This window comes from Bradyrhizobium sp. Kon69 (genome assembly GCF_055807515.1).
The window spans coordinates 75,397-94,271 of record NZ_JBVVOS010000027.1 but is presented as its reverse complement, the minus strand read 5'-3'; the positions used below and the strand labels follow the sequence as shown (position 1 = coordinate 94,271).

The following is an 18,875-nucleotide window of genomic DNA, read 5'->3' as shown; positions in this document are numbered from 1 at the left end:
CTCCTGAAGCAGTCGCGTTGCGACTTGGCCGGGTCCGGACCAGTTGCCTCAATCCTGAGCGTTCCGCCTCATCCGGCCATCAGCTGTCAAACATGATCACGCTGCGCAGCGTCTTGCCGGCTTTCATGTTGGCAAAACCCTCGTTGATCTCGGAGAGCTTCAGCTTGGCCGAGATCCAGTCTTCCAGGTGCAGTCGGCCGCGCAGGTAGAAATCCACCAGCCGCGGCATGTCGACGCGAAAATGGTTCGAACCCATCGATGAGCCCTGGATCCTGCGCTCGCGCAGGAAGTCGAAGCCATGCAGCTCGATCTTCTGGCCGAACGGAATCATGCCGACGATGGTGGCCGTGCCGCCCGAGGCGAGCATGCCGAAGGCCTGCTCGGCGGTCTCCTTGCGGCCGAGCACCTCGAAGGAATGATGCACGCCGCCATTGGTGAGATCGCGCACCTGCTTCACGACGTCGCCGTCTGCCGGGTTGATGATGTCGGTGGCGCCAAGCTTGGTCGCAAGCTGGAGCTTGGCCGGATTGGTGTCGATGGCGATGATGCGGCCGGCGCCCGCGATCTGCGCGCCGTTGATCGCAGCCATGCCGACACCGCCGCAGCCGATCACGGCCACGGTCTCGCCGGCCGTCACCTTCGCCGTGTTCACGACCGCGCCGTAGCCGGTAATGACGCCGCAGCCGATCAGTGCCGCAAGATCGAGCGGCATCTCCTTGCGGATTTTGACGATCGCGTTCTCGTGCACCAGCATCTGCTCGGCGAAAGAAGAGAGGTTGAGAAACTGATGCAGCTTCTCCGAGCGGGCCCATTGCATCCGATTAGAGGCGCCCGGCAGCAATTTCACCGTGGTGTCGGTGCAGAGTACCGTGCGGCCCGTGGTGCAATTGTCGCAGGTGCCGCAGAACACGGACAGGCAAGTGACGACATGGTCGCCCGGTTTCACATAGGTGACGTCGGAGCCCACCTGTTCGACGACGCCGGCGGACTCGTGCCCGAGTACCGCGGGCAGCGGATGCGGATAAAGGCCTTCCATGAAGTGCAGATCGGAGTGGCAGAGACCTGCGACCGAGGTCCGGATCAGAACCTCGCGCGGGCCGGGTTTCGGCAGGCTGACATCCTCGATGACCAGAGGCTTGTTGACTTCACGGAGGACGGCGGCCTTCATCGAGCACTCCCTATCGCTTTTTTTGCTTTGAACGTGGGTGCAGCCTACGCCGCCAGGACCAGTTCGCCAACCTCGCTCATATCAACTGCGCGGTCGCCGAGCAGCAGCGTGGCGATCTTCTGCTGCACGGCATTTTCCGTCAGCCGGAACGGATCGCTCGGCAACACCCGGTGATCGATCACCAGCCGCGACAACAACAGCCTTCGCGCATCGCCGCGCATGTCGTGAATACGATGGGCCTCCCAGGCGAGCGCCACGGCACTGGCGACATGATAGAGCAGGCTGGTGGCGCGGCGCGCATCGGCTTCGTTTTCGGATTTCGCCGCGACCTCGCGCGCAAAACCGACCGCGCGATCGGTGAGGGTGCGGAGCCGGTCGCGCCAGGCCTGCGGCACCGAGGGGCTGTCATCGAGGCGGGCGTGCAAATCGGCGGCGAGCGCGGATTCGGCGCCGTGGCGGCCGACCGCACGCCTCAGCGCATCAATCGCGACGATGTTGCCGGTGCCTTCCCAGACCGAACCGAGATGCGCGTCGCGCAGCAGGCGGGCGGTCGCGAATTCCTCGATATAGCCGATGCCGCCGCGCATCTCGAGCGCGTCGCCACAGACCTTTCGCGCATCGCGCGTCGCGCGGAATTTCAAGGTCGGCGTCAGGATGCGCAGCAGTGCGGCCGCATCCTGGCTGCCGGCCTCGGCGCGGTCGAGCGCGTCCGCAGTGAGAAAGCTCATCGACAACGCCTGTTCGACCGGCAGCATGATCTTCAGCATCTGGCGCCGGCCCAGCGGCAGGTCGATGATGCGGTTGCCGAACACCACGCGGTTCTTCGCGACCGTCATCGCGTCATGGTAGGCCCGCCGCATCAGCGCGGTGGATTTGACGCCGTTTGACAGCCGCGACGAGTTCACCATCTCGGCCATCTGCACGAAGCCGCGGTCGAGCTTGCCGACCGCGTAGGCGATCGCGCCTTCGAGCTTGATCTCACCCGAAGCCATCGAGCGCGTACCGAGCTTGTCCTTCAGACGCACGATCCGGTAGTCGTTCTGCGAACCGTCGTCCAGGAAGCGCGGCATCAGGAACAGGCCGACGCCGCGCGTGCCGGGGCCGGCGCCTTCGGGGCGCGCCAGCAGCATCACGACCTTCGCGTCGGCGTTCGAGCAGAACCATTTTTCGCCGGTGAGGCGCCAATGGTCGCCTTCCTGCACCGCCGTCGTGGTCAGCGTCCCGACGTCGGAGCCGCCTTCCTTCTCGGTCATGAACTGGCCGCCCTGGGTCAGCGTGCTCATGTCGGTCTGGGTCAGGCCGTCGAGATATTTCGCCTTCAGCGCCTCGCTGCCGAAATTCGCGAGCAGCTTGGCGCAGCCGTCGGTGACGTTGATCGGGCAACCCATGCCGAATTCGGTCTGGTTGAACAGGAAGGTGAAGGCGTGCTTGGCGACGACGGGATATTTGTCCGGCCAGCCCATGATGCCCTTGCGGATCGAAAGCGCGTGGATGCCGAACTCGCCGAAGGCTGCCTTCTCCAGCTCGCGATAGGCGGGGTGGTATTCGATCCACTGCATGTCGCGACCGAACTTGTCGCGCTGGTGCAGCACCGGCGCGTGCCGGTCGGCGAGCCGCGCGCAATCGTCGAGATGGCCGCCGGCCAGTTCACCAAGACGATCGAGATGCGGCTCGATGTGGCGGAATAGCGTCTCCGGCAGATGAATGCGCAGGAGATCGGTGAGGGCCTGATCGGCGCGGTAGAAATTCATGCCGGTGGTGTCGGGAGCCAGCAGTCCGGATGGTGCGGCCGCGACCTGTTTTGCCTGCGCGGGGGCCGGCTTGTGCATGATCGTCCTCTTCGTTTCCGCCTTGCGGCCATTTTGCGCTGATTTGGCTTGCCGCTTGGGATGATGTCGATCATGCTCCAGTCGCGAAAGCGGATAAAGCCGCAAATTGTCAGGGAGGCATGATCGCCGTGTGGGAGCAACTCGTCCTGCGGAATTGTGATCGGCTTGCCCAAAGCTCTGGCTGGTTGTCCGCGCGGACCGTGCATAGATCAGCGGCTTCCCGTCTTCGAGAGATCACGTCATGGAACACCCGAAATACAAGAACGCCCTCATCGTCGGTGCCGGCGAAGGCCTGAGCGCTTCGCTGGCGCGGCAGTTGTCCGCCCAGGGCATCCGCGTCGCACTGGCCGCGCGAAAAATCGAGAAGCTCGGCGCGCTCTGCAGTGAGACCGGTGCCAAGGCCTATGCCTGCAACGCCACAGACCCTGATGAGGTCGAACGCCTGTTCGGCCTGGTCGAACGCGAGATCGGCACGCCCGATTTGGTCGTCTACAACGCCAGCGGCCGGGCGCGCGGGCCGTTCGTCGATCTCGTTCCGGCCGACGTGGCGAACGCCATTGCGGTCAGTGCCTATGGCGGCTTCCTCGTGGCGCAGCAGGCGGCCAGGCGCATGCTGCCGAACCAGCACGGCGCGATCCTGTTCACCGGCGCCTCGGCCAGCGTCAAGGGCTATGCGCAGTCCGCACCGTTCGCGATGGGCAAGTTCGCGCTGCGCGGGCTCGCGCAGAGCATGGCACGCGAATTGTCGCCGCAAGGCATCCATGTCGCGCATTTCGTGATCGATGGCGGCATCAGGAGCGCAACGCGCACGGAAGCGCCGGACAAGCCGGATTCGATGCTCGATCCCGATGCCATCGCGGCGAGCTACTGGAACGTGTTGCAGCAGCCGCGCAGCGCCTGGAGCTGGGAGCTGGAGCTGCGACCCTGGGTGGAGAAGTTTTGAGACGATAGATTCACAACGACCGTCATTGCGAGCGAAGCGAAGCAATCCAGAAATGCCTCCACTGAAAAAAGGCTGGATTGCTTCGTCGCTTCGCTCCTCGCAATGACGAAAGAGAGGGAGCGGCATGACCACGGAAACCACCATCGACACCGGCACCAATGAACTGCTCTGCGTGATCCGCGATCGCGTCGCCGTCATCACGCTGAACCGGCCCGAGGCGCGAAACTCGCTGTCGGACGCGCTGACCCCGGCGCTGCGCACGATGATCCGCTCCTGCGGCGAGAACCCCGATGTCGGCGCGCTGCTGATCACCGGCGCGGGCGAAGCGTTCTGCGCCGGCGGCAACGTCAAGGGCATGGGCGCGCATCGCGACCCGAAGAAGCTGGAGATGTCCTTTGACGACAAGGTCGCCGATCTCCAGGAGCGGCAGCGCCTGCTCACCGGTGCGCTGGTGTCGGTGCGCAAGCCGACGATCGCGGCGCTGCCAGGGCCGGCGGTCGGCGCGGGGCTCGCCATCGCCATGGCCTGCGACATCCGCATTGCCGCGCAATCGGCCTTCGTGGCCACCGGCTATGCGCGCATTGCGCTCAGCGGCGATTATGGCATCGCGTGGCTGTTGACGCGCCTCGTCGGCACCGCGCGGGCGCGCGAGCTGCTGTTCACCGGCGATCGGGTCGATGCCGCCAAGTGCGAGGCCATCGGCCTCGTCAACCGCGTGGTACCCGACGACAAATTGCAGGCGGAGGCCTTTGCATTGGCAAAATCCCTCGCCGGAGGTCCGCGCCTCGCGCTGCGCTACATGAAGGACAATCTTGACGAGGCCCTGCTGTTCGACTTCGAAACCGCGCGCGACCACGAGGCCGAACGTCTGGTCCGCCTGACCAGGACCGCCGATCACAAGGAAGCGGTGCAGGCCTTCATCGAGAAACGCAAGGCGGTGTTCGCGGGGAAGTAGGGGCGAAAAAAATGCCCGGCTCTGGTTTTCGCCAGGCCGGGCTCGAGTGGTGTCAGGCCGAGGCTGAGGGGCTATCGGCCTGACGGGAAAGAGCGACGAGACGCCAGCTCGCACAGGGAATGTCTTTCGGTGCGACGGAGAGCTCCTTGTCGAAGCGCACCAGCTTCCAGTCGTCAGGATGTTTGACGAAGGTGAAGTCCGATTTGCGTGCGAGCGAGATCATGGCCGCGTTGGAGCGCAGCGTGTCGCCGAAGATGTGGTCGGCGCCGAGCGCCGCGGCGCGGCATTCAAGATTCTTCATCAGCACGGTGGCGATGCCGTGGCCCTGCCAGCGGTCGGAAACTGACAGGCCGAATTCAAGCGTCGCGGTTTCGGCATGCAGCGCGTAGCGGGCTTCGGCGACGATGGTCTCGAAGCCGTCGACCATCATTGTCGCGGCCGCGGTGAAACGTTCGCGCTCGCCGATTTGAAGGAATTCGTGCAGCAGGCCCTGCGGCAGTTCGCTGATCGCGCCGAAGAAGCGGTTGTAGCGGGACCGCGTCGAGAGCGAGCGAAAATAGTGCTGGAGCTCCTCGGTGTCGCGCGGCTCGACGAAGCGAACGCGCAGCGCCTCGCCGTGTCGCGTGCGCAGCGTGTCCGAATATTGCTTCAGATCTTCCGGGCGAAGGATGCTCATGACACGCCCCCAAGGGGACCAAAGGGAAAAAGGACCGCCGGCGCCCCCACAGTCAGGCGGCGCCGGGCCTGGCGGCCAATCAGGCCCGCCAGAAGGGTTTGTCGGCCTCATAGGCCACATCGCTCCAGGACAGCCCGACGTCCTGGAGGTCACGCGCCGACCAGTTGGTGAGCTCCCGCCGGGTCCGGTAGCGCTCGTGCCAGACATGAAGGGTCTCGCCGATCTGGTTGATCAGGCCGGGCGCATGATGATTTGTCATCGAATTCTGGGTCAAAGTAGACATTGTCAGCTCCTGGAGCTAAGTTGACCGCTAATATCTGCTTGCTGGTGCACTGCGACAAACGACAATTTGTACTCTTTCGCATGAAATAAACTCATGTATCCTGCTGCCATATGACTGCCAGATTGCCCTCCCTGAACGGATTGCGGGCCTTTGAGGCCGCCGCGCGCCATCTCAGCTTCACGCTGGCGGCGTCCGAGCTGAACGTGACCCAGACCGCGATCAGCCATCAGATCCGCAGGCTCGAGGAGGAGCTTGGCATCCGCCTGTTCGTCCGGCAGAACCGCGCGCTGACGCTGACGCCGGAGGCGCGCGACTATCTGCCGGGCGTCCGCGCCGCCTTCAATGACCTTCGGCTGGCCACCGACCGGCTGCTGCGCAAGGACGACGACAAGGTGCTGACGGTCTCGACACTGGCCTCGCTTGCCGCAAAATGGCTGCTGCCGCGGCTGACCGATTTCCAGGAGCACCATCCGGGCATCGACGTCCGCATCACCACATCCACCAGCCTCGTCGACTTCCAGCGCGACAATGTCGATGCCGCGATCCGCTACGGGCGCGGCCAATGGCCGGGCTTGCGCGCCGACTGGCTGATGGCGGACGAGCTGTTTCCGGTCTGCAGCCCGTCTCTGCTGCGCGGTGACAAGCCGCTGCGCTGTCCCGAGGACCTCAAGAGCCACATGCTGCTGCACACCTCCAATGCCAACAGCGACGACTGGCGGCTGTGGTTGACGGCGGCGGGTCAGCCGGCCGACATTGCCAGGCAGCCCGGCATCACCTTCGACATGATCTTCATGACCATCCAGGCCGCGATCGACGGCATCGGCGTCGCGATGGGGCGGACCTCCTACGTCCAGGACGACATTGCCAAGGGGCGACTAGTGGTCCCGTTCAAGATCGCGCTGCCCGCCGATGCCGGCTTCTACCTGGTCGCGCCGGAGGGCCGCCGCGAGGCGCCGAAGCTCGCCGCATTCCGCGACTGGATGATCGCTGCAACGCAGAATAAAGCCTGAGATCGTACCGGCGCATGTCCGAGCCATCTGCTTCGCTACAGGTCCACCACGACGTAATCGCTCTCGACTTTCACCGGTATCGTCTCAGCGACATACGGCCCCTTCACCACGCTCGCACCCGGCTCGACACGCGCGGGATAGGCCTTCACCCGGAAGCGGCGGGGGTCGCAATAGGACTGGCCGGTGCGGATGTCGAACTCCCAGCCGTGCCAGGGGCAGCGGATGATCTCGCCGAGCTTGGTGTATTCGATCTCACCGGGGTCGCTGGATTGCGCCAGCCCGATCAGCGGCCCCTCGCACAGTGCCGCGCCCTGATGCGGGCAGCGGTTCATCAGGCCGAAATATTCACCCTTGATGTTGAAGACCGCGATCGGCCGTCCGTCGATCTCCAGAAATTTTCGCGTGCCGGGCGGCAGCTCATCGACCGCGGCAATCACATGCCGCGCCATCAAGCGATCCCGTACAGCTTCTTCGCATTGCCGAGATAGAAGGCCTCGCGGTCATCGTCGCTGACGCCCGCGGGTAGCACGCGCGACGGCTCGTCATAATCCCAATGCGGATAGTCGGTGGCGAACAGCAGCCGATCCCAGCCGATCCACTTGATGACGTCGAACAGATCCTCGCGCCGCTCCGGATCCTCCATCGGCTGCGTCGTCCACCACACCTGCTCGCGGATATATTCGGACGGCGGCCGTTTGACATGCGGCACCTCGCTGCGCAGCCGCTGCCAGACCTTGTCGAGCCGCCACGCCAGCGACGGCGCCCAGCCGAAGCCGGCCTCGATCATCACCATCTTCAATTTCGGGAAACGCTCGAACACGCCCTCCAAAACAAGACTCGCCAGCGCCGATTGCTGGCACTGCGAGTGGCCGACCATTTCCTCGATGTAATAGGAAGGCCAGCCCGACGGCGTGATCGGGTTGCCGCCGAAGCCGAAGGCGTGCACGCCGACGGGAAGGCCGGCCTCTTCGGCGGCCTGGTAGATCGGCCAGTAGCGGCGCTGGCCGAGCGGCTCGACGTTGCGGCTGAGCAGCAGCACCTGCACGAAATTCTTGTCGCCGGCGCGCTCGCGGATTTCCGCGGCGGCCGACAGCCCGTCCTCATTGCCGACGACGATGGACGCCTTCAGCCGCTTGTCCTTGCTGGTCCATTTGTCGATCTGCCAGTCGTTGATCGCCGAGCACAAAGCGGCCGAGAGCTCGTGATTGCGGATGCCCTGGCCGGTGTTGAGCGGATTGAGCACGCCGAGCTGCACGTTGTTGGGGTCGAGCAGCTGCTTCTGCATGAAGGACAGCGAGGAGCCCTGTGGCCCGCCTTCCGGCGGATAGGCGTCGCGGCGCGAGGCGTTGGGCTGGGCCTTCGGATAGGGCGGACCTTCTATCATGCCCTGATAGGCATGGACGCCGTAGACTTCGAGATGATGCTGCCAGCGTTTGGCCAGGTAAGGATAGAGCTCAGCGCGGGTCGCGCGTGCCGGATGGATGTCGCAGTCCGCGATCGCGGTTTTGACGGCCAGTGGGGAAGCGGCTTCGGAGCTTTCGCGGAACTGAATATTCATCGCCTTGCCTCCTTTGGCAGCGGCTAAGTCAGGCGGGGATAGGTCGCATGCGGATTATCGATCATGATCTTGCGCACGAGATCGGGGGTGAGACCTGCGGGCAGCGCCTCCTGGCCGTCGAACTGCCAGTGCGGATAGTCGGTGGAGAATACGACCAATTCGTCCGACTGCATATGATCAAACAGGCGAATTAATGTCGCCTCATCCGGCGGCGCATCGAATGGCTGTAACGAGAAGCGGATGTTGCTTCGCACAATCTCCAGCGGCGCGCGATCGACCCACGGCGTCTCCATCCGCACGCCGCGCCAGAACTTGTGCAGGCGCCAGAGAAAGGGCGAGATCCAGGACACCCCGGATTCCAGCATCACCATCTTCAGCCGCGGATATTTGGCGAACACGCCCTCGACGATCAGGCTGGTGAGTTGGGTCTGGAACGCCTGGGCCTGACCGGCATAATCCTCGATGTGGTAGGACCCCCAGCCCACGGCGGTCGGCGGATTGTGATAGGCGGAACCGGCATGAATGCCGATCGGGAGTTCCAGCCGTTCTGCCGCCTCGTAGATCGGCCAGAGCGCGCGCTTGCCGAGCGGCGTGTCGCCCATCACCAGCATCATCACCTGCACGAAGCGGCGATCCGTCGCACAGCGCTCGATCTCGGCGACCGCCTTCTCGACGCTTTGGGTGGGAATCACGATGGAGCCGCGCAACCGCGTATCGCGATCGAGCCATTCTTTCGCGAGCCAGTCGTTCAGTGCGCGGCAGAAGGCGGCCTGCAGATCCTCTGAAAACACCATCTGCACGCCATAAAGCGGATTGCAGATGGCATACGAGAGCTGAAAGGGATCGAGCACATGGCGCTGCATGTCCGCCAGGCTCTCGCCCGGCTTGCCGCTTTCGGGGCGCCAGTCGGGCCGCGCCGTGATCGGCGAGTTTTGCGGGTAGGATTGCGAGATGAGGTCGACCATGCCGCGCGTCGTCACCTGATCGCGCCAATAGTCGTTCAGGTAGGGCAGCAGACTGGTCAGATGCGGCACGGCCGGATGCACATCGCAATCCACTCCGCCGGCGATCAGGGACGCCATGACCTGTCCTTCACGTTTCCTCGTCGCGTCGTCTCGCGGGCGGCGTTTGACCGCCGCCTTTGGCCGCCATTCAAGCAGGCCTGCCCGTCGGCTGCAACTCGGCCAACGGCGCTGTCATATGCTAGAAGGGCCGGGCTCGGTTGCGAAGGCATAAGGGGTCAAGGAATGAAAGAGCTCGTCGGCATTGCGGAACAGGTCGCGGCGAAACTGATCGCGCGCAAACAGACCATTGCCGTGGCGGAATCCTCGACCGGCGGCCTGATCTCGGCCAGCCTTCTCGCGGTCCCCGGCGCGTCCGCCTATTTCCTCGGCGGCGCCGTGGTCTACACCCGCGATGCCAGGCGTGTGCTGATGGATATTTCAGACGAAGGAATGAAGGGCTTTCGTTCCTCGTCGGAGCCCTATGCGCAGTTGCTGGCCGAGCGGATGCGCAGCCGCTTCAACTGCGATTGGGGCCTGTCCGAAACCGGCGCAGCCGGTCCCACCGGCAATCGGTACGGCGATGCGGCGGGCCACAGCTGTATGGCGGTCGCCGGGCCCGCGTTCGAGGTGATGACACTGGAGACGGGCGGCAACGACCGCTTGGCCAATATGCAGACCTTTGCGGCGACAGCCCTGAAATTGCTGTTGAAGAATCTGGAGCGCTGACCTCGCGGCGCCGTCGCAACGACAGATCAATCGTCGAACATCTTCGGCGGCACGAACCCGCCGAACTCGCGTTCGATCAGCTCGGCGAGCTTGAGCGGAGTGCGGTCCTCGAGGAAGGGCCCGATAATCTGCACGCCGACCGGCAGTCCGTCCTTCGACAGGCCGAGCGGAACGGCCGTTGCCGGCAGGCCCGTCAGCGTGGCGATGCCGGGCCACGCAAGCTGGTCCGGATAGGCGTGGTCCTTGCCATCGATATTGATCCGGCGTTTTTCCTGCTCCGGCGAATGATCATGCGGATAGGCCGGGGTCGGCATGATCGGGCAGATCACCGCATCGAATGTCCTGAACAATTGCCGCCACTGCGCGCGCAGGCCGGCGCGAGCGCCTTCGTCGAACACCCAAGCCTGATGTGTACTGGTCATGCCGCGCAGCCGTTCGGCAGCGAGGCTCTTGTCCTCGGGCGAGAGCTGCGCCGCTCCGGCACGCGCTCCGGCGAGAATGTCCGGCGGAGAGAAGGCGCCGAGAAAACCCATCAGCATGCGCATGTAGAGGCGAGAGGCTTCCGTGAAGTCCGGAAACAGCGGACTTTCGCGCGCGACGCGCGCGCCCGTGCCCGTCAATTGGTCCGCCAGCTTCTCGATCGCGCCGCGAATATCTGCATTGGCAGGCAGCAGCGGATGGCTGTCGATCACCAGCACGCGGAAATCCTTCAGCGCGCGGTGTCGCGCCTCCGGCAGCGCGAGCTTGTATCCGATGCCCAGGTCCAGAGGATCGGGGCCTGCCATCACATCCAGGAGCAGGGGCAGGTCGACTGCGCTCCGCGCCATCGGACCGATCACCGCCATATCGCGCTCCATCGGAATGGCTGGAAATGGCGGCGGCGTGTGGCCACGCGTTGGACAGAGATTGTAGGTCGGCTTGTGCGCATAGACCCCGCAATGAAAGGCGGGCACGCGCAGCGAGCCGCCGATGTCGGACCCGAGCGAAAGCGGTCCGTAGCCTGCCGCCAGCGCCGCAGACGAGCCGCCCGACGAGCCACCCGGCGTGCGACCGAGATCGAATGGATTGTTCGTCGTGCCGTAGATCTCGTTGTAGCTCTGCCAATCCGCCAACCCGACGGGCACGTTGGTCTTGCCGAGGATGACGCCGCCGGCACCCTTCACCCGCGTGATCGAGAGCGCATCCTCGGGCGGCTTGAAATCTTTCTGCGGCGTCCAGCCCCAGGTCGTCGGCAGGCCGACGATGTTGAAGGATTCCTTGATCGTCATCGGCAGGCCGAGCAGCGGCTTGCGCTCGCCGCGTGCCAATGCGGCGTCCGCCTCGCGTGCGGCGTCCAGCGCACGGTCGAAATCCCGCACGCAGATCGCGTTGACCTTGCCGTCGTGCCGTTCGATGCGGTCGATCGCATCCTGCGTGAGCTCGACCGACGAGACCTTCTTCGAAGTCAGTGCGGCCGACAGCGCGACCGCGCTTTTGAAGCTCCATTCGGATTTGGCCATGGCGCATCTCCTGTTCTTATTGTCGAACGATGATGCGCAGTTTGGCCCAGCACCGCAACCGCCGTTTGATCGCGATTGACATCTGAGCAAGACGGAACGCGGTGAGCCAAGTAACCACTCGCAGTCATCGCCCGGCTTGACCGGGCGATCAGTATTCCTCCGGCGCCGATCGGCCACGGAGAGGTCGCGGCGTACTGGATGCCCCAATCAAGCCGGGGCATGACAGCGTCCTACGCCGCTCCGATCAGTATCCCCACCGCCAGCACGATCGCGCCGCCGAGCACGATCTGGAACACGGCCTGGAGGAACGGCGTGTCCATGTAGCGCGCGCGGATGAAGGCAATCGCCCACAACTCGAAGAACACCACGATTCCGGCGATTCCGGTCGCGATCCAGAATGCGTTGGCCCAGCTATCGGGCACGAGATAGGGCAGCGTGTGTCCAAGCCCGCCGAGCGTCGTCATCAAGCCGCAGGTGAGACCGCGCAGCCAGGGCGAACCGCGCCCGGTCAGCGAGCCGTCGTCGGACAGCGCTTCCGCAAAACCCATGCTGATGCCGGCGCCGATCGAGGCGGCGAGGCCGACCAGAAATGTTTGCCAGTTCTGATGCGTGGCGAACGCAGCCGCAAACAGCGGCGCCAGCGTCGAGACGGAGCCGTCCATCAGGCCGGCGAGACCTGGCTGCACATATTGCAGCACGAACATGCGGCGGTTAGTGCGGTCTTCTTCGGCGCGCACGTCTGAGCTCAGGATCTGGTCCGTCAGCTTGGCGGCCACCTCTTCGTGGCCTTTCTCGGCTTCGGCCAGATCGCCGAGCAGGCGGCGCACGCCGACATCCTGCGCCTGTTCGGCCGCCTTCACGTAAAAGCGCTCGGCCTGCAATTCCATTGTCTCGACTTCCCTGCGGACGGTGTCGAGCGGCAGGTTTTTGGTGAGCCAGACCGGACGACGGCGCAGGAAGCCTTTGACATCCTCGCGGCGGATCGGGGGCAAATGCGGACCGAAGCGCTGCTCGTACATTTCCAGTAGCATGTGGCGATGGCCGCGCTCTTCCTCGGCCATCTGCTCGAAGATCTTGGCGGAGTCCGGATAGCGCTCCTTCAGGTCTTCGGCGAAGCTCATGTAGATGCGGCTGTCCTCCTCCTCGGAGGAGATCGCGACCGCAAGCACCTCGCGTTCGGTGAGATCGGCAAAATTCTTCACGGTGGCCCTGTCTGGTCAGTTTAGAACAATTCTAAACTATATAGGGCGCTTGGGTTCCCGGGTCAAACCACGCCGCGGCTCTTCGCCAGGAAATCGAGCAGCAGACGGCTCACCTCGGCCGGTTGCTCTTGCTGCACCCAGTGACCGGCGCCGTCGACGAGGTGGCAGCCGAGCAGCTTCGTGCAGGCCCGCGCCTGCATCGCCTCGAACACGCCGGGACGCTGATAGGTGCCCCAATCCTGCTTGCCCGAGATGAAGCAGGAGGGGACGTCGATGGTGCGGCCGGCCAACAATTGGAGCTGGCTGTTGAATGCCCCCGATGTGCCGCAGCGATACCATTGCAGGCCGCCCTGGAATCCGGTGCGGCCATATTCGGCGCTGTAGTAGGCAAGCTCGCGGTCGGGCAGCCATTGATTGGCGGCGATCGCGGCCGGCGAGGGCATCTCTTTTGCGACCGTCTCGGCCATGGTCTCGTTCAGGTCCATCACATAATAGGTCGGCAGCTTCGCAAGCTCGTTCGCCGACCAGGACTTCAGCGGATACGGCTTGTTGTCGGTCCAGTCCGCGCTCTTGTGATGATAGTAGGCGCGCAGGAAATCATGCACGCCCTGCGGCGCACGGTGGATGTCGGCGTTGGCCGGGCGTGTCGCATAGTACCATTGATAATGCTTGCGCGGACGCGGCAAGGCGGCGAGCTCGCGATGCACGGGGTCTTCGGCCGGTGGCTTTGCCGGCGCGTCGACCGTGTTGAACGGCAGCGGCGGCGCTCCGCCGAACGGCGCGCTCATCATCGCCACCGAACGAAACACGTCGGGCCGCATCAGCGCGCACCAGGCCGCGACCGGGCTGCCGAAATCATGTCCCACCACATCGACCTGCCTGTAGCCAAACGCCGACACCAGCCCGAGCGCATCCCGCACCAGGTTGAAGAGCGAAAACGGCGCGAGATCGCCGTCGTATTCCGCGCTCCATCCCGTCGTGCGGCCATAGCCGCGCTGGTCCGGTGCGATCACGTGATAGCCCGCCGCGCTCAGCGCCGGCATCACCTTGCGCCAGGAGAAGGCGAGCTCCGGAAAGCCGTGCAGTAGCAGGATGCAGGGCCGCCCCTTGGTCTCGAAGCCGGCCTCCAGCACATGCATGCGCAGGCCGTTGATATCGTCGACATAGCGTGAGCGGATGCCGGCGGTGAGCGGGATCTCGGGGAGCGTTGTCATTGGTGTTTCCTCGTCATGGCCGGGCTTGTCCCGGCCATCCACGTTCTTCGTTACGGTTGATTGTAAGAACGTGGATGCCCGGGACAAGCCCGGGCATGACGGAGAGGAAGGCCGCGTTAAACCGCCGCGCAGACGAAGCCGCTGCCCTTGCGCCGGATCTTTCCCACCGACGGCGAGGGGAAATGCGCGGTGCAGCACAGCGTGTCGGTGTCGCAATAGCGTTCCAGGAAGCTGCGGCGCGTCGTTGCCGCCCTGGCTTGATCGAGGTCAAACTTGACCGACAGCTCCGGATAGAGCGTCTGCAACGGCGAGTGCATGAGGTCGCCGGAGAACACGGCGTCATCCTTGCCGTGGCCCATCGCGATGGCGATATGGCCCGGCGTGTGGCCCGGCGTCGGCAGGATGCGGACGTGATCGCCGATCTCGTGATCGTTGCCGACGAGCTCGTGGCGTTTGGCCTCGACCACCGGCAGCACGCTGTCGGCGAAGGGCGGCACCTCCGCCTTCGCGTTCTGCTCGCTCCAGTGATCGAACTCCTGCTTGGCGAAGACGTAACGCGCCTTCGGGAAGGTCGGCACCCAGCGGCCATTCTCCAGCCGCGTGTTCCAGCCGACGTGATCGACGTGCAGATGCGTGCACATCACGAAGTCGATGTCGCCGACCGAGAAGCCTGCGGCGGCGAGACCGCGCAGATAGGTGTCGTCGGTCTTCATGTTCCATTTCGGCCGCTGCGGCCGGGGCTTGTCGTTGCCGATGCAGCTGTCGACCAGAATGGTGTGGTGCGGCGTCTTGATCACATAGGACTGGAAGCACAGCATCAATGTGTCGCTGTCATCCAGGGCTTTCGCCTCCCTCATCCACGCCCGGTTCTCGGCCAGCAGCTCCGGCGTCAGCCCCGGCAACATCTCCAGTGCCGGCACGAATGAGGTTTCCTGCTCGATGATGCGATGGATGGTGAGATCGCCGACCGCGTATTTCAGGCTCATGCTCGCTTCCTTGCACTCAGCGTGCGTCACGCACAGACGGAATGACGATGTTGGAGAGGACGTCGATCGCGGCCAGCCCTTCCTTCGGCTGGCCGTATTGGGCAGCGGTGGTCATCATGACAAGATCAAGCTCGGGCACGATGAATAGGCGCTGGCCGCCCCAGCCGAAGGCGCCAATCCATTTGACTTCCCTCCCGCTGGCCAGCGAGCGGCCCATCCACCATTGATAGCCATAGAACAGCGTGCCGCCGAAAAAGCCGATCGCCTGGAAGCGCGGTACGATCGATTGTGCAATCCAATCGGCCGAGACGATCTGCTGGCCGTTCCATTGCCCGTGGCTGAGCACGAGCTGGCCGAGCTTGGCGGCATCTCGCGGACGCAAACGCAGGCCGGCGGCCGCAGCGATCTTGCCGTTCTTCGGGTAGGCCTTCCACTCGAAATCGGTGATTCCGAGCGGCTGGAACAGCACCTCGCGCGCAAACGCCTCCAACGGCTTGCCCGAGACGCGTTCAAGGATGTTGCCGAGCAGTTCAGTCCCGCCGCCATTATAGGTCCAGAGCACATCCGGCGGCGCGGCGACCGGCCTTGCGAGCACATAGCCGATCGGATCGACCTCAAAGCCGAGATGCGGCTCGTCGTTGTTCGGATCGGTCCAGGCCCGCGCCTCGTCCCATTTCATTCCCGAGGACATCGTCAGCAGATGGCGCAGCGTAATAGCCTCCCAGCCCGCCTGCTTCACAGCCTGATGGTCGGGGAAGAATCTGAGCACAGGCTCGTCGACGCCTTCGATCAGCTTCCGATCGATCGCGATGCCGACGAGCAGCGAAACGACGCTCTTCGATGCCGAACGCATGTCGTGCTTCGTCGTCGCGGTGAATTCGCGCTGGCCTTCCGGTTGTCCCCAGGGCTGGTCGTAGCCGGCGAAGTATTGCTCGAAGACGAGCTTGCCGTGGCGCGCGACGACAACCGAATGGACCGAAGTCGCGCGTTGCCCGAGTCGTGCGGCGATGCCGCAGAGTTGCGCGCCGTCCATGCCGACGCTGTCGGGCGACGCAGTTGTCCAGCCGTCGTCGGTTGACGATGGCGGTTCGCAGGCGAGGGTTCGCTGTCCAGGCACCATGCCGTCGGCTTGCACGGAAGTGGTTGAGACGGTCAAGGCAAGCACGAGGCTCGCGCCGAGAATGCTGAGGCGGGGGAAGCGATCGCGCATCATCCTTCTCCCCGCCGTCGCGATACTACGCCGATGGCGGCACCGAGATCTTCACGGAGGGCCGCTCCAGCATCTTCTGGTGGAAGGCGTCGAGCTTCGGATAGGCCTTGCGCCAGCCGCAATCGGCGAAGCGGAAGTCGGCATAGCCGAGCACGCAGACGAGGCCGATCTGCGAGATGTCGAACGGGCCGTTCAGCACTTCGGGCATGTTCTCGAAGCGCGCCATGCCGGTCCAGGCCCGATTCCAATGGTCGTCCGACCACGCCTGCCATTGGAGGCCCTGCGGCCGCACCATCTTCTCGTAGCGGCACAGCAGCATGGAATCGAGCATGCCGTTGATCAGGGCATGATTGGTCTTGGCCTTCCAGCGCCGCGGACCGTAATCGGGGATCAGGCTGCCGCCGGCCATCTCGTTGAGATATTCGACGATGACGTAGGAGTCCAAAATAACATCGCCGTCATTGGTGATCAGCACCGGCAGCTTTTTCAGCGGCGTGATCTTCGAATAGTCCTCGTTGGCCGTGCCCGGCGCGACGGCTGCCGGCGTGAACTCGATCTTGTCGATCAGCCCAAGCTCGATCGCGGCGATGCGCACCTTGCGGGCGAAGGGCGAGGCGGGAGAGAAGGTGAGCTTCATGGCGAGTATCCAAAAAATGAAAGTTTTGCTTCGTCATTGCGAGGAGCGAAGCGACGAAGCAATCCAGGCTGTCTCCGCCGGACGATCTCTGGATTGCTTCGCTTCGCTCGGAATGACGATGTGGCAGTAGTAAGGGCGGCGGCTTACGCCGCGACGATCTCCTGGCGCTGTTCGCCGAGACCCTCGATGCCGAGCGTGATGACGTCGCCGACATTGAGGAAGGTCGGCGGCTTCATGCCGAGGCCGACGCCGGGCGGGGTGCCTGTCGTGATGATGTCGCCCGGCAGCAGCGTCATGAACTGCGAGACATAGGAGATGCACTTGGCCATCGAGAAGATCATGGTCTTGGTCGAGCCGGTCTGGCGGCGCTGACCGTTGACGTCGAGCCACATCGGCAGGTTCTGCACGTCCTTGATCTCGTCCTTGGTGGCGAGCCAGGGGCCGAGCGGGCCGAACGTGTCGTGCGACTTGCCCTTGGTCCACTGACCCAGGCGCTCGATCTGGAAGGCGCGCTCGGAGACGTCGTTGCAGACGCAGTAGCCCGCGACGTGGTTGAGCGCGTCGGCTTCCGAGACGTATTTTGCGCGCGTGCCGATGATCGCGGCGATCTCGACCTCCCAGTCGAGCTTGGTCGAGCCGCGCGGCTTCTCGACGGCGTCGTTCGGGCCGGACAGCGAGGTGTTGGCCTTCATGAAAATGATCGGCTCGCTCGGAATCTCCGCGCCGGTCTCCTTGGCGTGGTCGCTGTAGTTGAGGCCGATCGCGACGAATTTCGACATGCCGGTGACGGGGGCGCCGAACCGTGGCTTGCCGGAGACGGCGGGTAGCGAGGCGGGATCGAGCGCCGCCAGCTTCTTCAGGCTCTCGGGCGAATAGGCCTCGCCGGTCAGGTCCTTCACATGCGCCGACAGGTCCCGCAACTGGCCGGATTTGTCGATCAGGCCGGGCTTCTCCGCACCCTTCTCGCCATAACGAACAAGCTTCATTCTCGTTTCTCCCTGGACTGGACCGATCGGTTGAACAGCTTCATGGAACAGGGCGGCGGGAAATTCAACCGCTCAAAGAGGGGCGCATTGCAGCCTCTCGATTCGGGAGGTTCGTCCCGGGGCACGAGGCCTAGGCCAGCGCCTCGAACCTGAACGCGTCCCCGTCCCGCCTGATGTGCCCGGCCGAAAAATGCCCGCCGATCACCAGCGTCGGGGTATCGGCAAACCGGCCGAACAATTCGCGCCGCGTCGCGGCAGATTGGCTCTGATCGGAATCCGCGGTCGAGGACCAGCCGAGATGCGCCATCTGGCAGGGATGATGGGCGACGTCGCCCGTCAGCAGTCCCTGCTCGCCGTCCGACTGGATCAGAATGCTCATATGCCCGGGGCTGTGGCCGGGGGTCGGGATCATGCTGATCTCCTCGCTGAGCCGGTGGTCGCTCGGGATCAACTCGGCCCGCTCGGCATCGACGATCGGCTTCACGGAATCGCCAAACACGGCCTGCTTGTCCGGCTCGGTGGAATGGTCGCGCCAATGCTCATATTCGGTCTTGCCGAAGACGTAGCGCGCGTTGGGGAAGGTCGGCACCCATTTGCCGTCGACCCATTTCGTGTTCCAGCCGACATGATCGACATGCAGATGCGTGCACAGCACGGTATCGATGCTGTCAGGCGGAAAGCCCGCCGCAATCATCGTCTCCAGGAACGGCGTGGTGCGGTTGTTCCAGGTCGGGACGTTGCGGCCCTGCTTGTCATTGCCAAGCCCGGTATCGACCACGATGCGGCGCGAAGGCGTCTCCACCACCAGCGAATGGATCGACATTTTCAGCCGGCCTTCTTCCGTGGCGAAATGCGGGATCAGCCAAGGCAGCTTCTGGATTTCTGCATTGCTCGCCAAGGGCAGAATGAAGCGGGTCGAGCCGACCGTCTCCAATTCCACGATCTTGCTGATTTTGACCCTGCCGACCTTCCACTGCATCCGGCGCATC

19 protein-coding genes are annotated in these 18,875 nt (G+C 64.2%); 4 read left to right on the top strand and 15 right to left on the bottom strand.

Annotation, left to right across the window (positions count from 1 at the left end):
- Positions 1 to 79: 79 nt before the first annotated feature.
- Positions 80 to 1,168: a Zn-dependent alcohol dehydrogenase gene (locus AC0L3U_RS30295; protein WP_473364265.1), complete on the bottom strand. Its 1,089-nt coding sequence runs from the start codon at positions 1,166 to 1,168 to the stop codon at positions 80 to 82.
- Between the two features lie 44 nt (positions 1,169 to 1,212).
- On the bottom strand, positions 1,213 to 2,997 hold the full coding sequence (locus AC0L3U_RS30290) for an acyl-CoA dehydrogenase family protein (RefSeq protein ID WP_473364264.1): 1,785 nt from the start codon (positions 2,995 to 2,997) through the stop codon (positions 1,213 to 1,215).
- A gap of 241 nt (positions 2,998 to 3,238) precedes the next feature.
- On the opposite strand from AC0L3U_RS30290, the gene AC0L3U_RS30285 reads away from it, so the two are divergent.
- Positions 3,239 to 3,940, top strand: a complete 702-nt coding sequence (locus AC0L3U_RS30285; RefSeq protein WP_473364263.1) for an SDR family NAD(P)-dependent oxidoreductase — start codon at positions 3,239 to 3,241, stop codon at positions 3,938 to 3,940.
- Positions 3,941 to 4,064: 124 nt separating this feature from the next.
- Positions 4,065 to 4,895 (top strand): enoyl-CoA hydratase, encoded by an 831-nt coding sequence (locus AC0L3U_RS30280; protein WP_473364262.1) that lies wholly within the window; start codon positions 4,065 to 4,067, stop codon positions 4,893 to 4,895.
- Positions 4,896 to 4,947: 52 nt separating this feature from the next.
- Here AC0L3U_RS30280 and AC0L3U_RS30275 read toward each other — a convergent pair whose 3' ends face one another.
- Both AC0L3U_RS30275 and AC0L3U_RS30270 read right to left on the bottom strand, forming a co-directional pair.
- Positions 4,948 to 5,571: a GNAT family N-acetyltransferase gene (locus AC0L3U_RS30275; RefSeq protein WP_473364261.1), complete on the bottom strand. Its 624-nt coding sequence runs from the start codon at positions 5,569 to 5,571 to the stop codon at positions 4,948 to 4,950.
- A 79-nt stretch (positions 5,572 to 5,650) separates the two neighbouring features.
- Positions 5,651 to 5,854 (bottom strand): DUF1127 domain-containing protein, encoded by a 204-nt coding sequence (locus AC0L3U_RS30270; protein WP_106941732.1) that lies wholly within the window; start codon positions 5,852 to 5,854, stop codon positions 5,651 to 5,653.
- A 110-nt stretch (positions 5,855 to 5,964) separates the two neighbouring features.
- On the opposite strand from AC0L3U_RS30270, the gene AC0L3U_RS30265 reads away from it, so the two are divergent.
- Positions 5,965 to 6,864, top strand: a complete 900-nt coding sequence (locus tag AC0L3U_RS30265; RefSeq protein ID WP_456766409.1) for a transcriptional regulator GcvA — start codon at positions 5,965 to 5,967, stop codon at positions 6,862 to 6,864.
- Positions 6,865 to 6,899: 35 nt separating this feature from the next.
- Here AC0L3U_RS30265 and AC0L3U_RS30260 read toward each other — a convergent pair whose 3' ends face one another.
- Genes AC0L3U_RS30260 through AC0L3U_RS30250 form a run of 3 tightly spaced genes read right to left on the bottom strand, consistent with a single transcriptional unit; the run spans position 6,900 to position 9,504 of the window.
- The gene (locus tag AC0L3U_RS30260) at positions 6,900 to 7,313 is read right to left on the bottom strand and encodes a Rieske (2Fe-2S) protein (protein WP_473349457.1); all 414 of its coding nucleotides are present in this window, start codon (positions 7,311 to 7,313) and stop codon (positions 6,900 to 6,902) included.
- Positions 7,313 to 8,422 (bottom strand): amidohydrolase family protein, encoded by a 1,110-nt coding sequence (locus AC0L3U_RS30255; protein ID WP_473364260.1) that lies wholly within the window; start codon positions 8,420 to 8,422, stop codon positions 7,313 to 7,315. The genes AC0L3U_RS30260 and AC0L3U_RS30255 overlap by 1 nt, the downstream gene beginning before the upstream one ends.
- Positions 8,423 to 8,445: 23 nt before the next feature.
- Positions 8,446 to 9,504, bottom strand: coding sequence for an amidohydrolase family protein (locus tag AC0L3U_RS30250; RefSeq protein ID WP_473364259.1), 1,059 nt, complete (start codon positions 9,502 to 9,504; stop codon positions 8,446 to 8,448).
- Positions 9,505 to 9,669: 165 nt separating this feature from the next.
- On the opposite strand from AC0L3U_RS30250, the gene AC0L3U_RS30245 reads away from it, so the two are divergent.
- Complete coding sequence (locus AC0L3U_RS30245; protein WP_473364258.1) at positions 9,670 to 10,152, top strand: CinA family protein; 483 nt, start codon at positions 9,670 to 9,672, stop codon at positions 10,150 to 10,152.
- A gap of 26 nt (positions 10,153 to 10,178) precedes the next feature.
- Here the strand turns inward: AC0L3U_RS30245 and AC0L3U_RS30240 are convergent, their stop codons facing one another.
- From AC0L3U_RS30240 to AC0L3U_RS30205, 8 genes are all read right to left on the bottom strand, one after another.
- On the bottom strand, positions 10,179 to 11,651 hold the full coding sequence (locus tag AC0L3U_RS30240; protein WP_473364257.1) for an amidase: 1,473 nt from the start codon (positions 11,649 to 11,651) through the stop codon (positions 10,179 to 10,181).
- A gap of 230 nt (positions 11,652 to 11,881) precedes the next feature.
- Positions 11,882 to 12,853 carry an iron exporter MbfA gene (mbfA, locus tag AC0L3U_RS30235; protein ID WP_275170822.1) on the bottom strand — a complete coding sequence of 324 codons (972 nt, stop codon included), beginning with the start codon at positions 12,851 to 12,853 and terminating at the stop codon, positions 11,882 to 11,884.
- A gap of 62 nt (positions 12,854 to 12,915) precedes the next feature.
- Complete coding sequence (locus tag AC0L3U_RS30230) at positions 12,916 to 14,067, bottom strand: alpha/beta hydrolase (protein ID WP_473364256.1); 1,152 nt, start codon at positions 14,065 to 14,067, stop codon at positions 12,916 to 12,918.
- Positions 14,068 to 14,183: 116 nt separating this feature from the next.
- Complete coding sequence (locus tag AC0L3U_RS30225; protein WP_473364255.1) at positions 14,184 to 15,053, bottom strand: MBL fold metallo-hydrolase; 870 nt, start codon at positions 15,051 to 15,053, stop codon at positions 14,184 to 14,186.
- Between the two features lie 16 nt (positions 15,054 to 15,069).
- On the bottom strand, positions 15,070 to 16,263 hold the full coding sequence (locus tag AC0L3U_RS30220; RefSeq protein WP_473364254.1) for a serine hydrolase domain-containing protein: 1,194 nt from the start codon (positions 16,261 to 16,263) through the stop codon (positions 15,070 to 15,072).
- A gap of 25 nt (positions 16,264 to 16,288) precedes the next feature.
- Positions 16,289 to 16,900, bottom strand: a complete 612-nt coding sequence (locus AC0L3U_RS30215; protein ID WP_473364253.1) for a glutathione S-transferase family protein — start codon at positions 16,898 to 16,900, stop codon at positions 16,289 to 16,291.
- Between the two features lie 143 nt (positions 16,901 to 17,043).
- Positions 17,044 to 17,886, bottom strand: a complete 843-nt coding sequence (locus tag AC0L3U_RS30210; protein ID WP_007599594.1) for a fumarylacetoacetate hydrolase family protein — start codon at positions 17,884 to 17,886, stop codon at positions 17,044 to 17,046.
- A gap of 130 nt (positions 17,887 to 18,016) precedes the next feature.
- A complete protein-coding gene (locus tag AC0L3U_RS30205; RefSeq protein WP_473364252.1) occupies positions 18,017 to 18,865 on the bottom strand; it encodes an MBL fold metallo-hydrolase in 849 nt (282 codons plus the stop codon).
- Positions 18,866 to 18,875: the final 10 nt, after the last annotated feature.

What these genes read in the sequence shown, in the direction of transcription:
- AC0L3U_RS30210 (WP_007599594.1), bottom strand. Translation starts at nt 17,886, where the DNA reads ATGAAGCTTGTTCGTTATGGCGAGAAGGGTGCGGAGAAGCCCGGCCTG.
- AC0L3U_RS30295 (WP_473364265.1), bottom strand. Translation starts at nt 1,168, where the DNA reads ATGAAGGCCGCCGTCCTCCGTGAAGTCAACAAGCCTCTGGTCATCGAG.
- AC0L3U_RS30240 (WP_473364257.1), bottom strand. Translation starts at nt 11,651, where the DNA reads ATGGCCAAATCCGAATGGAGCTTCAAAAGCGCGGTCGCGCTGTCGGCC.
- AC0L3U_RS30205 (WP_473364252.1), bottom strand. Translation starts at nt 18,865, where the DNA reads ATGCAGTGGAAGGTCGGCAGGGTCAAAATCAGCAAGATCGTGGAATTG.
- AC0L3U_RS30215 (WP_473364253.1), bottom strand. Translation starts at nt 16,900, where the DNA reads ATGAAGCTCACCTTCTCTCCCGCCTCGCCCTTCGCCCGCAAGGTGCGC.
- AC0L3U_RS30255 (WP_473364260.1), bottom strand. Translation starts at nt 8,422, where the DNA reads ATGAATATTCAGTTCCGCGAAAGCTCCGAAGCCGCTTCCCCACTGGCC.
- AC0L3U_RS30285 (WP_473364263.1), top strand. Translation starts at nt 3,239, where the DNA reads ATGGAACACCCGAAATACAAGAACGCCCTCATCGTCGGTGCCGGCGAA.
- AC0L3U_RS30270 (WP_106941732.1), bottom strand. Translation starts at nt 5,854, where the DNA reads ATGTCTACTTTGACCCAGAATTCGATGACAAATCATCATGCGCCCGGC.
- AC0L3U_RS30230 (WP_473364256.1), bottom strand. Translation starts at nt 14,067, where the DNA reads ATGACAACGCTCCCCGAGATCCCGCTCACCGCCGGCATCCGCTCACGC.
- AC0L3U_RS30250 (WP_473364259.1), bottom strand. Translation starts at nt 9,504, where the DNA reads ATGGCGTCCCTGATCGCCGGCGGAGTGGATTGCGATGTGCATCCGGCC.
- AC0L3U_RS30220 (WP_473364254.1), bottom strand. Translation starts at nt 16,263, where the DNA reads ATGCGCGATCGCTTCCCCCGCCTCAGCATTCTCGGCGCGAGCCTCGTG.
- AC0L3U_RS30260 (WP_473349457.1), bottom strand. Translation starts at nt 7,313, where the DNA reads ATGGCGCGGCATGTGATTGCCGCGGTCGATGAGCTGCCGCCCGGCACG.
- AC0L3U_RS30280 (WP_473364262.1), top strand. Translation starts at nt 4,065, where the DNA reads ATGACCACGGAAACCACCATCGACACCGGCACCAATGAACTGCTCTGC.
- AC0L3U_RS30265 (WP_456766409.1), top strand. Translation starts at nt 5,965, where the DNA reads ATGACTGCCAGATTGCCCTCCCTGAACGGATTGCGGGCCTTTGAGGCC.
- AC0L3U_RS30290 (WP_473364264.1), bottom strand. Translation starts at nt 2,997, where the DNA reads ATGCACAAGCCGGCCCCCGCGCAGGCAAAACAGGTCGCGGCCGCACCA.
- AC0L3U_RS30275 (WP_473364261.1), bottom strand. Translation starts at nt 5,571, where the DNA reads ATGAGCATCCTTCGCCCGGAAGATCTGAAGCAATATTCGGACACGCTG.
- AC0L3U_RS30225 (WP_473364255.1), bottom strand. Translation starts at nt 15,053, where the DNA reads ATGAGCCTGAAATACGCGGTCGGCGATCTCACCATCCATCGCATCATC.
- AC0L3U_RS30245 (WP_473364258.1), top strand. Translation starts at nt 9,670, where the DNA reads ATGAAAGAGCTCGTCGGCATTGCGGAACAGGTCGCGGCGAAACTGATC.